Origin of the sequence: Nostoc sp. (assembly GCF_036917135.1) — a bacterium.
Taxonomy (GTDB): Bacteria; Cyanobacteriota; Cyanobacteriia; order Cyanobacteriales; family Nostocaceae; genus Nostoc.
The window spans coordinates 38,692-51,322 of the sequence record NZ_JBALEA010000037.1; the positions used below are offsets into that span (position 1 = coordinate 38,692).

Annotated in this window: 6 protein-coding genes and 1 tRNA gene; all 7 read left to right on the forward strand. The window is 41.1% G+C overall.

Annotated features, from left to right (window positions below; translation table 11 throughout):
• Nucleotides 1-193 precede the first annotated feature (193 nt).
• A complete protein-coding gene (locus V7K50_RS10965) occupies nt 194-4,693 on the forward strand; it encodes a translation initiation factor IF-2 N-terminal domain-containing protein (RefSeq protein ID WP_334959882.1) in 4,500 nt (1,499 codons plus the stop codon).
• Between the two features lie 169 nt (nt 4,694-4,862).
• On the forward strand, nt 4,863-5,096 hold the full coding sequence (locus tag V7K50_RS10970; RefSeq protein ID WP_334959884.1) for a hypothetical protein: 234 nt from the start codon (nt 4,863-4,865) through the stop codon (nt 5,094-5,096).
• 202 nt (nt 5,097-5,298) lie between these two features.
• Nucleotides 5,299-7,134, forward strand: coding sequence for a hypothetical protein (locus tag V7K50_RS10975; protein WP_334959886.1), 1,836 nt, complete (start codon nt 5,299-5,301; stop codon nt 7,132-7,134).
• 187 nt (nt 7,135-7,321) lie between these two features.
• Nucleotides 7,322-8,461: a glutamate--cysteine ligase gene (gene gshA / locus V7K50_RS10980; RefSeq protein WP_334959888.1), complete on the forward strand. Its 1,140-nt coding sequence runs from the start codon at nt 7,322-7,324 to the stop codon at nt 8,459-8,461.
• A gap of 380 nt (nt 8,462-8,841) precedes the next feature.
• A complete protein-coding gene (locus V7K50_RS10985) occupies nt 8,842-9,303 on the forward strand; it encodes a tRNA (cytidine(34)-2'-O)-methyltransferase (RefSeq protein WP_334959890.1) in 462 nt (153 codons plus the stop codon).
• A 787-nt stretch (nt 9,304-10,090) separates the two neighbouring features.
• The gene (locus tag V7K50_RS10990) at nt 10,091-12,373 is read left to right on the forward strand and encodes a peptidoglycan DD-metalloendopeptidase family protein (RefSeq protein ID WP_334959892.1); all 2,283 of its coding nucleotides are present in this window, start codon (nt 10,091-10,093) and stop codon (nt 12,371-12,373) included.
• Nucleotides 12,374-12,539: 166 nt separating this feature from the next.
• Nucleotides 12,540-12,613, forward strand: a tRNA-Met gene (locus V7K50_RS10995).
• The last annotated feature ends 18 nt before the right edge of the window (nt 12,614-12,631 follow it).

Sequence of the window (12,631 nt, forward strand, 5' to 3'; positions counted from 1 at the left end):
CTTACTAAGCAATACTACATAAAATTATGAAAGCACCATGAATTTAAGATTGAGGACTTACCCAGAATCGTAGCGTTTTTAAACGCAAAGGTACGCAGAGTCTTGCCAAAATGGGACTAAAATAAACTTTGCGCTCCTCTGCGCCCTTTGCATTTAAATTTAAACCCTATTTTGTCGGCAAAGGCACTAGTGGATGAATAACAGCAAACTCAGAATCTACGAACTAGCAAAAGAATTAAATTTGGATAGCAAGAAGCTATTATTAATTTGCGAAAAACTTAAAATTGTAGTCAAAAGCCATACCAGTACAATCTCCGAACCCGACGCAGAACGCATTCGTCTGGCGGTAAATAAACTAACAGCAAAATCCTCGAAAACTAAAACCAACTCTGAAGATTGGGGCTATACCTTTATAGCTTCAGCAATTGATAGCTTTATCCGCCATCTGGAAGGTGAAACCGCCCTGAAATCATATCCCGAATTTCGGGAGCGCCGCGATCGCGCCAATGAGTTAATGTATGAATGCGTCGGAAAAAAGCCTTCTCTATTTTATGTACGTCGCAAAGGTGCGGGTAAAGAAGCAAGAGAAGAAATTTGGGATTTGACAATAGCAACAGACTCCGATGATTTTCCATTACCCGCAAGACTTGAGAAGCTCAGAAAAACATTAGGATTTAGAGCGGCTGTACCAAAAGATGGACGCGGCGGTTTAAAAATACTTTCGGCTCAGTTGCTACAACCCTCACGGGGACACGCCGATAGCTATGCTATACCTTGTCGCTTGCGTTTGCTACCCAATCATCAGCATCATCTCGACATTCCGCCGGCAACATTAAAACGCATGGCAGCTGCGCCAGTTTGTGGCGAGCATGTACCCACAGAAGATCAGCTAAAAGCTTGGAAAGCATTTTTGCAAATTGAGGAAAAAATTGCGAAAGCGCGTCAGTTTTGTGTGCGTTATGTAAGTCATAACTATAACTTCAAAAGACGAATCAGTTTTGAAATTGATGTAGCCTCAGCCACCCTTGACGGCTTCTATCAAAATTCCCTCGAAGTAGAAAACTTTTGGGAACGAGCTAGACGCACAAAAAACGAAGATTTAAAGCTTTTTGAAACTGCCCCCGTCGGCAAAAATTGGATTAGCGGTCGTCAATTAGGGACTGTTGAGGAAGTTGATCCTAACCGTTGTATTATCAGCCTCAGACTAGAACGCGACTTAGCAGAACATATCGCAGCAGAGCGTTATCAATTACCAGCTACCGGATTTTTGTGTTTCGAGGCAGTTGGTGATATTCAGCAGATTCAGCGTAAGAAAAAAGCCTTGGATGATTTGAATAATGGATACACCCAAAATCCATATTTAGGTAACTTCTTATTCGATGCTTCTCAGGCTAGAGAAATCAAAACAACTATCGAACTTCAACCACAAGATTTGTTGTTATCTTCAGCTAATCCTGGTCAGAAAGCAGCAGTAGAAAAGGTACTTGCGGCTAAGGATCTTGTTCTCATCCAAGGACCACCAGGTACTGGTAAAACTACCGTAATTGCCGAGATATGTTATCAAATTGCCCTTCGCGGTGGACGTACCTTAATCGCTTCTCAAGCCAATTTAGCAGTAGATAACGCCCTAAGTAGATTAGTTCACAACCCAGTGATTCGCGCTGTACGCAAGGGTAGAGCCGAGAAAGTTGGCGAGGAAGGACAGCCATTTTTAGAAGACCAAGTGATTGGTAGATGGCTAGAAAATACAGCTAATGACTGCGAAAATAATATTACGCAACGGATCGAAAATATCCAAACTTTCAGTCAATTACTTGCATCCTCGCCAAGATTTACAGCCTACTTCCAAGTAGAGGAAGAATTTAATCAGCAACAAAATAAATTCCATAAAAACAAGATAAAACTAGAGATAAATTTTAAAAATCAAGAAAAATCTCATAACGAAACTGTAGAAAAACAGAACGAGATTGAATCCCTAATTGTCGGACTGGAAAATATACTAAATACTGCACAAAATATCAAATGGGAAGCTCCAGAAGTTACAGACTTTTTGCCACTTCTTAAGCCATACACAGAAGGTAATAATTTAGTAGAAGAATTTTTAGCAAATGTTCGTCAAACCATCAAATATACTAATGAACTTGGCTTTGTGCGTCCAGCACTTGGTGCTTTTGGTTTAGCAGCTTGGTTGCGTGACACTGTAGCCAGAGAAATTCCTGAATTTAAAACTGCTTTGACTTATGCTCAAAATGCAAGTCAAGCTATATCAGAAGTCGCAGCATCAGTACAGGTTGTCAAACAAAATTTCGCCTTGTTAAATCAGGTACAACCAGATTATCAGCAATATCTTACCAAGCTACAAAACCTACAGCAAACAATCCAGATTTGGGAAAATCGTAAACGGGAAATCGATTACATTATCTCAGCAGTTAAGGAATGGAAATCTACCGCACCTTCTCATCTGTATCAAACTTTAAAAGATTGTCAGCAATCAGGTTTGCCGCTAACAGATAATTTACTAGATTTACCGCTAGGTTTGTTGATGTTTGCTAATACCTTAAAATTACCAATTGTACCAAGAATATATAAAATTAACCTGCCAGAATGGGAAGTATTAACAAAAGCGATCGCTTATGAAATAGACGGAGGTTTTACCGACAGAGTAGGTAAACAGCATAATTTTAGCTATTTTTTACAACAAAATTTCAGCCAGATTCCGATGGTGCTATCAAAGAGCGATTGCACCCAATGGCAAGAAACCTATCAACAGTTTAACAATTATCAGCTACTCAACCCCAAACAGCGAAAATTACTAGTTGAGAATACCCAGGTTTTTTTAATTAGAATGCAAAAAACCTATGGTGCATCATGGGAATGGAATAACATAGACTCTACTCTCACTAGAATTACACAGGAATTGCTAGATATTATCCTTGCAAATGCACGTCAATGTGTTTTAAAAGTCAAAACTGAAGCGGAACAACAGCTTCAGCATCTGCAACAACTATTAAATGAACTTCAGAAAAATGAAGTTAGCCAACAGCAAATATCCATTACTCAAGCTGAGGTAGAAAAAGCACAGCAAGATGCTAATTTGCAACTTGGACGAGTGATAAATATCTTGCAAGAACTTAATCAAAAAAATATACCTGCTCAATTACGGATTCTAGTTGAAAAATATCTCGCAACACAATCAAATGTTTGGGAGCAACCCCAAGAATTTTCAAATCAAGTGAATTATTGGGGAACTTCCATTAGTCAGCTTGAAAACTTAATTTCATCATTAGAACCTTTGACTATACTAGAGATAATTAGAAATTCTCTAAATGAGCATTTATCAAAACTAAAACAAGAAACTGAAACTTCTCTACAGCAACTTCAGAAATTACAAATTAATCTCCGTGAAATAGAAAAAAAGTCACAACCAGAGCCATCACAAATTTCAACAGCAGAAAGAAACTGGTGGGTGACAGAATGGCAAAGAATCCCTGATAAATTTAAGCTCGAAACTTCTCATGGTGATTTATTTAATATCGAGTTTTTACGCACTATTAATACTCAGCTTGAATCTTGGCAAGAACAACTCAAAAAGGATGAAATTTATCTCAATAAATATCAGAATTTTGTTCAAGATTGGATAGAAAAATTAAGAAAGCCAAGTGAAGGCGATGCCTGCGGCGGGCTACGCCTACGCGACGATTTAAGACGTATTTATTTAGATAATGCTAACGTCGTTGGTATTACCTGTGTTCAAGCTGCAAATAGAGGTTTTTCTGAAGAATTCAAATCCTTTGATGTTGTCATCATTGACGAAGTTAGTAAATGTACTCCACCAGAGTTACTAATCCCAGCATTGAAAGGCAAAAAATTAGTCATGGTAGGCGATCATCGCCAATTACCACCCATGCTTGATACTAGCACTTTAGAAGAAGTTGCTCAAACAATTGGTAATACACGAGATGAGCTACAATTCTTAGAAGAATCACTGTTTAAAAGTCAGTTTGAATCTGCTGATGAAAGCATCAAACAAATGCTAACTACACAATATCGAATGCATCCATTTATTATGGGAGCAATCAATCAGTTTTATGACGGTAAATTAGAATCTGGTATTTTAGAGCCGGACACAAAACGCGCCCATCATTTAGCAGACGAAATTATCCAAGAATCTCAGCATCTTATCTGGGTAAAAACGCCTATGGAAAATCAATTTTTAGAGCAACGAAATGGAACTTCTTACTTTAATACTCCAGAAATTGATGCCATTGAACGTCTGTGTCAGCAGTTTGAGAATACTTGGGCTTCTAGAGTTGCTAATGGTGAACCAAAAAAAGAAATTGCCGTAATTACATTTTATGGCGCTCAATTAAGAAAAATCGATGAACGTCTGCAATCTGAACTTTTCCCTTCACTAGAAATTCGTACTGGTACTGTAGACCGATTTCAAGGTATGGAAAGACCTGTTGTAATTGTCAGTATGGTTCGCAACAATAGTAAAGGAGATGTAGGATTTGCTAAGAAGCCAGAACGGGTAAACGTTGCATTTTCTCGCGCTCAAGAACTGCTGATAATTGTGGGTTGTCATAATTTATTTACCCATCAAGCAGGTAAAGTCGGAAGTATGTATTCCGAAGTTTCAAATATTGTCAGTATCCATGAAGGTTTCGTTGATATTTCTCGCCTCTTCTCCTAAACCTATTGATGACAATCGCAAGAATTTTGTAGAAGAAAATAAACAATTGAATTGTTTACTGTTACCCTTACGTGCAATCCCCTTTCCCCTTGAACTGAGAAATATTGAGATCCGATGCATTTCTGGAAAAGAGATCGTGGAATATGTAGTCTAAAGCAAATATAACTTGATGCTCAATTTAGCTCAAGGGGGTCTAATGATTGATCGCTTTGTGAATCTAATTTTTATCGATTCCTTCGCCCTAGCAATTAACCTGACTTTTGGTACATTGCTTCGCACTAAAATCTGTAACTATTCATGGGATGGGATTGGAGGTGATCAGCTTTCAACACCAGAAAGTAGCGCTAGTTCTTCTGAATCGCCACCATCCTTGGAGGAAGTAGATATAACCACTCATATTTAATGAAGCCTACCTGCTATGGTACTAAGTTAAGACACAGCTTTTGTCCTAACTGCTTCCCAGCCTGGAGGCTGGGAATCCATATTGGGAGGTTCCACCTCCAGTGGCATGATGAGAGGTATAATCTCTCGGAATACGTTACCTAATACAAGACTTTGGGCTTTATCTTGAGTTTAAAACATCGTTCGTCTACATGGAGGTTTCGTTGATTTTTCTCGCCTCTTCGCCTAAACCGATTGACGACAATCTCAAAAATTTGGTAGATGAAATAGAAGCGCATAGTCATAGTTTATCAGTTTTAGCAGCGCGTGAATTCCGTTATAGTCTGCGTCAAACTCCTATAGAAGTAAGTATCAAGGAACCTCGCCAGTTTAACGTACTTGAAGAATTTATCATCCGCGCTGCTATTGAATTTCAGCCACCGCCAACTGAGGATGAATTAGCCTCTGTACTTGGGCTTGATTCTGTATTTATCAAAACTACTACTACAACTCTTCGGTCATTACAAACTTTATCAGCAACATCACCACTAACAGTTACTCCTGAAGGGCGTTCATTTTATGAAAAAGGTTCTGTACCACAGCCGCCATATCCTATACAAATTCATGCTATTACAGACCCTTTAAGCGACAAGATAATATTTCAATCTGAATCATTAAATGAGACAGTGATAAAATTGCCTGACTTGGCAGATTTTTTAACTATTGATCAGACAATTGCTGATATTGCTTCCTTATCGCTTGAGGAAATCCAAAAAAGTATTCAAGCTTCAGGTTTAGCACTTCATGTACCAGAAGAGGGAAAAATTGTCACTTCCTATAAGGTACTAGCTTCAACTCAAAAACTTTGGCGAAAGATATCGCTTTTCGTTATATTTGATGCTCTTGAAGATAAATTGACTATCCAAATAAGAAATGGAAAGCAAATTATAGAGTCAACATCAAATTGGTTAGAAGTTCTACACGCTGAAGGTAAAATATCCTTGCAAGCATTATGTAAATTGTCCACCGAAACCATCAATTTTGAACGCGAAGCCATTCTCAATCATCAAAATACTGAAATAGAAGCTAGACTCGAAAATATTCGCCAAAAGGCGCTAGAAGCTGCTACAGCAAACAGTGTAAAAATAGATAGTTCGACATTGCTAGGTGGAGCTATACAGTTACGCGATGGACAAATTAGCCAAGCTTTTATAGAGGTTTTAAATTCGGCTAAAAGTCAAGTTCTGATTTATTCGCCGTGGGTGAATCAGGCAGTTGTTAATGAAAAATTTCTAACTCTGTTACAGAAATTAGCTAATCGCGGAGTTTGGATTTTAATTGGACATGGAATTGCGCGTCAATTAGAAGACGAAGATAAACTAATTCCACCAGAAGTAGAGAAAAAACTTCGAGCAATAAAAACACCTGACGGTTTACCTTGTGTACAGGTTTTTTGGTTGGGAGATTCCCATGTCAAAGAAGTAATAGTTGATCGGGAAATACATCTTTGTGGATCTCATAACTGGCTATCTTATCGCGGCGATTACCTACCACGAGGTGAGTCAGTTTATAAAGTTACAATTCCCCTTCAAGTCCAAGAAGCTTATGAATTTCTCGCTAATCGCTTCCAAAATCACGCTCAAATTTTATGGCAAAATTCTCTAGAAAACCGCGATTCTCAACTTGCTGTAGAGGCTTTATGCGTGTGGGGGGCGCTAGGTATGGAAGATATTGCACTTAAAGAGATACAGAAAAATAATTGGTTTGAACTTCTGTCTATATGGTTGAATGTAGTACTTCAAGGGTTAAGGTCGAAGAATATACAAGCTGATTCAGAAAGTTTTAAAACGGCACTTTCATTGCTAAATGAGGTTTCTTCTGAAGAAATTTTTATTGAGTCATTGCAACAGGGATGGCGTAAAGTTATCGGCGCGATCGCAACTCACAATCCTCAAACTGCTTTAAACTTACTTAGTGATGAAGTCTGGGCGCAGTTTCTACGTCTCAATATAGTTCAAGAGACTGATTCACCCAATGATTTTATTCTGTATCGTGCTTAAACCATACTAGGATACTTTTCATACTTCAGTAGTAATAATTTTCAGGATGACAGCCAAGAATCTGTCATCCTGTTTTGGCGTCAATTGGCAATTAAATGATTCTTAACCTTTGATTGACTGAAAGATAGATACAGAGATTCGTCTAATTCGATACAATTTATAAGCAGAGAGAGCCGAGGAGAAGAAAGTGGTCTTATTAAAAGGCTTTGAGATTGAGATGTACACTGGCACGCCTCAAGGTGAAATCGTCGGTCTCTCCGACAAAATTGTTGCCGCTTTGGGTGAGTTTATGCGGGAGCCAGATAGCCGCAACGTCGAATACATAACCCAACCATCCCCTAATTACGATAATTTGTTGTGCGCCTTACTGCGTCCCCGGCGAGAGTTGCGAAACTACCTCAATCGCTTGGGCGATTACACATTGATACCGGGAAGTACTTTATCTTTGGGTGGGAGCGATCGCTTTCTCCGTTCCGATCCAGCAAACCCCTATCATGACTACATTGAGAACACCTACGGCACAAAAGTAGTCACCGCCAGCGTACACATCAATGTAGGCATCAGTGACCCAGAAGTATTAATGCGGGCGTGTCGAGTCATCCGTATGGAAGCACCTCTATTTCTCGCCCTCAGCGCCTCATCTCCCTTCCTGGATGGCAAAACTACTGGCTATCACTCCACGCGTTGGGGACTCTTCCCGCAAACGCCTAGCCATGTACCCTTATTTGCCAGCCACGCCGATCATATCCAGTGGGTGGAAGATCAACTTGTTGCCGGAACTATGCAAAATGTCCGGCATTTGTGGTCATCAGTGCGACCAAATGGCGATCGCCGTCCTTATGACCTAAATCGCCTAGAATTGCGAATTTGCGATTTAGTCACAGATCCCATTGCCTTGCTAGCCATCACAGCTTTGTTAGAAGCGCGTTTGTTGCAAATAATCGAAAATCCTAGCATCGATCCATTAACTCAAAGTACATTTTCTCCTGAAGAACTCGTCACCCTGACTGCTGACAACGAAGCTGCTGCTGCTGCTGGTAGTCTAGATGCTCATTTGAGGCATTGGCAAGATGGCAGAAGCATTGTAGCCAGAGATTGGATTGCTCAAATGTACCAAGATGTTTGGGCGATCGCTAAACAACAAGGCTTTAGCTGTTTCCTTTCCCCTTTGCACAAAATCCTCCGCGAAGGCAATGAAGCTCAACAGTGGTTGCAATTACACGCAGTCGGTTTTGACAGCCAGCGCGTCATCACTCAGGCTATTGTCGCCACCCAACAGCGCGAAATCGAACTCGAAGAAAAATTGTGTTCGTCCCTGCTGGCTTAACTCAAAAGGCATTGGGTATTGGGCACTTGTACTGAGTTTCGACACTTCGGCTACGCTCAGTGCATCGCTACGCTCAACTACCGCGAAGTCGAAGTATTGGGCATTGGGGAAAGAATTCTTATAACTCCTAACTCCTAACTCCCCTGTTCAAACAAAAAAACACAAGCACTTATTTTTTCTACACAAAACTTAATATTTCCTGGTTTTCGCCAAATATCCTCTCAGGCATTGCTCTGCGAGGGTTTCTGCTTCGTTTAAAAAATCTAATCGATATGAGTATGCTTGATTATTATTAACAAAACCTATGAATAGCCTCTACCTTTTGGTAGATTTAACATTGACAATAAATTGTTTTATACAATACGCAAGTTATACGGATAATGCCTCAGGTAGTTTTAGTTAATCCACAAATCCCTCCGAATACAGGTAATATTGCCCGTACTTGTGCAGCTACAGGTACGGAGTTGCATTTGGTGGGGCCTTTGGGGTTTGAAATTAGCGATCGTTACCTCAAAAGAGCCGGATTGGATTACTGGCCTTATGTCAAGCTACACTATCACGAATCGATGGAAGCCTTTAAAACCATACATCAGGAACGTGGAGGCAGATGGTTGGGTTATACGGTTGGTGGAAATTGTAATTATGTCAGCTTTCAGTTTCAAGCTGATGATTGGCTGCTTTTTGGTAGTGAAACCACGGGCTTATCACCAGCAATTCTGTCAGATTGCGATGCTACCTTGTATATTCCCATGAGCCAACCGGGGGTTCGCAGCTTGAATCTGTCAGTAAGTGTGGCAATTGGCTTATTTGAAACCCGTCGTCAGTTAGGCTATTTACAATAGATTTTACCTTTTTAGTCATAAGTGTATTTACTTATGAATTTTCGAGAAACCTATTATACGATTTATTTTTGGCGGCAAAAATTTTGTTCTTGACTGCAATAATATGTAAAAGAATATACCAAAAACTGGGTTTATCCGCCAATTGTAGTGGAAGATACTTACAAGAATAGGAAGGTTATTATAAGAAATCTGTATATAAAACTTGGGATATTGCCAAATTAGAATGATAGATTTTGATGAATTTGAAACATCCTAAATTGGGTAAAAAAAGCGCTAAAACCAAGTCATGTCTTGCTTTGAGCGCTTTTGGTTCAGTGAACACTAAAAAACAGCCTAAAAGTAGCCGATAGTTAATACGGTTGTTTTTTAGGGAATAATCAACGTAAAGTCTCCTCTTGAGACGGATTGGGTAGAAATATCTTGAAGATATCTACAGCAGGGGGCATAACTTTTCCAGAAGTCGCAGCAATTTAATTCTCAGCAGCGACTATGGACTTGGCAAATAGTTTGTCCAGTCCCCGCGATTGACGCAAGACAAGCGCGGACAATGGTAAAGAGCAAAACGTCCTAAGTGGTGTTAGGAGTGGTTCGGACAAGTAAACACAGCAAATTTTAAGTTTTGCTAACAGGTGTGAACTTGTCTAAATCAGAGAAGCAGGTTAATCTTGCGTAAGCATCTCTGGTGAATGTGATCTCGATCTATCATTTGTTGTGATCTAAATCATTGACTAGTATCCAACTGAAAAATCGAGGTCAGTTAAGCGCTAGTGATCATAGGAGGTCGTCTTTGAAACGAGCATTGAAAAAGAGAGTAAAAGCTGTGTTGAACAATAACCCCAGCAGCGATGATGCCCCGGTAGAAGTGCTAAATATGATGAATCCAAAAGTTAACCGCCGGGTGCGGACAAAAGCCGCCATGATTGGCTTGGCAATCTCTATGGGAGCAACCAGCCTTTTGGTGACTCGACAAAGCGATCAAGCCCAAGCAGCAGTGCCAGTAGGCAGCCAAAAGGCAACGTCAACAATTCCTGCTGTTCCTGACACCGAGGTGAAATTCGCCTCCACAAAGCTGGAGTCCCAAGCAATCTCATCAGCGAGCGTGCCGGAAAATCCTGTGATCGTGGAACCAACGGCAGTTTCACAAGTGCCTGGGCTTGAAGCTAAATGGCAAGTCGCGGCAAGTGGAATGTCTTTGCAAGTTCCGGCATCAAACAAGTTTTCTCAAGCAACAGCAGGTTATAAAAATTCTACCTACCTGAAGCCTCAAGTGGCACAGGGATTGAACAATACCTTAGCCGAGACTAGTTTCCCAACAGTTAATAATCTGTCTAACTCTAGTGCTGATGGTGTTGGTAGTATAAATACATCACTAACTGCCCAGCCACAAACAGTGGCAACGTCAACCGCAGCCAACAGTGAAATAAATGCACAACTTAAGGCGCAACAAGAGTTCGCACTGAATCGTTTACAAGAAAAATCGAACCGTTTAAGAAGCAGTCTGGCACAGTTGCGGTCTGGTGAAACCAAAAATTTATCACAAGCTGATATAGGGTTGGCGCAGCCGACAACTGTAGTTGAGAAGACTGTATTAGCGCAGTTGGATACTTCTAGCGATGCCAGCAAAGCGAACCTGGTATCGAGGTTAAAACAGAAGACACAGACGAGTGCATCTGTACCAGCGACACCAATAGTTATTGCGTCCTCCACTCATACAGCCTACGAAGTTAAGCCTGGAGATACACTAGCAGCGATCGCCAGCAGATACAATACTTCAGTATCAGAACTAGTTAAGGCAAATAACCTCAATAATCCCAATGAACTGCAAATTAGTCAAAAACTAGTTGTTCCTGCTGTTCAAGTTGAGGCAACTATAGCGAGTAAGCCCACTGTTGTAGAGTCCAGCAAAACTCCTCATGTTTCCACCTACCCGATAAATATTGGTAGTGCCAACTCATATCTACCGACTTCACCATCACCAACCATTGCCGACAAGAGTAGCGTTGCCGTCCCTGCACCGGTAACTATTCAAATTCAGGCAAATAGTGCGACTGACTTAGAAACAGCCCCTACTACTAGGTCTTATGGTGTCGGTGGTGAAAGTCCAGTGCCAACAGCTTTTGCCGAAATGCAACAGCCTAAAACACTAGCAAATAAGGTAGCAAGAGGAAACAGCAACAATAATGACCGTTTGCGGGGCTTACAAGCGGAAATCCAGAGGTTACAGCAGAAATATCGCGCTCAACAGTCTGGTAACTTAGCTGTGCCAGCAGTAGCTACCGAAGCTAATAATGCTGCGATGCTCAGTCCTGTTTCTACCCCCAATAATTTCACTGTACCTAATGCCGCATCTGGACCCAATAGTGTAGCGATACCAATTGCAGTTCCTACACCTATTAGATCCAACTATAGCGTTCAGCCAATTAAGCCCCAATTCCGTACTACTGTACGCCCTAGCGAGCCAGTTAACCCAGAATTCTTGCCTAATCTAGGGTCTGCTAGTCAGTGGACTCCCTCCGGCACTCAATCTGCCACGAGGGTTGCAACACCTTCTAGAAGAGTAAATTCTGACTCCTTAGGAAAGATGCGGGGAACCACAGTTTCTCCACAGACAATGCCGCCTTTGGCAGCAGTGGATCAATATCTGCCTAGACCCATTGACGAACTTACACCACCTCCATCGACTTCAACCTTAGCTTACATGTGGCCGGCAAAGGGCACTCTCACCTCTGGCTTTGGTATGCGCTGGGGAAGACCGCACAAAGGAATTGACGTTGCTAACTCCACTGGCACGCCAGTTGTCGCCTCAGCTGAGGGTACGATTGAAAAAGCTGGCTGGAATAATGGTGGCTACGGCAACCTTGTCGAAATCCGCCATCCTGATGGCAGCACGACTCGCTATGCTCATAACAGCAAGATTCTCGTGCAACCGGGTCAGCAGGTACGTCAAGGAGAAACTATTGCTTTAATGGGTACTACTGGTCACAGCACTGGACCACACTGCCACTTTGAAGTCCATCCACCAGGTAAAGGCGCTGTTAACCCAATAGCCTTTCTACCGCAACGCCTGTAATACTTCGGTATCTGTAACTAAAAGATTGCCTTGTTAGTTGAGGGAGTTTACCTCCCTCTTTTGCTTTCTATGGCCTCAATAGGGATGAAAATTCTAACAAAATTGCAAAAGGGGCTAGTATTGAGCGAATTTATATGCTATATTAATAGATGATTTGGGAAAACATGGCTCAGTAGCTCAGTTGGTTAGAGCACGGGACTCATAAGCCTGGGGTCGTTGGTTCAACTCCGACCTGAGCCACTAAAAAACAACCATAAT

What these genes read in the sequence shown, in the direction of transcription:
- V7K50_RS10965 (WP_334959882.1), top strand. Translation starts at nt 194, where the DNA reads ATGAATAACAGCAAACTCAGAATCTACGAACTAGCAAAAGAATTAAAT.
- V7K50_RS10970 (WP_334959884.1), top strand. Translation starts at nt 4,863, where the DNA reads ATGCTCAATTTAGCTCAAGGGGGTCTAATGATTGATCGCTTTGTGAAT.
- V7K50_RS10985 (WP_334959890.1), top strand. Translation starts at nt 8,842, where the DNA reads ATGCCTCAGGTAGTTTTAGTTAATCCACAAATCCCTCCGAATACAGGT.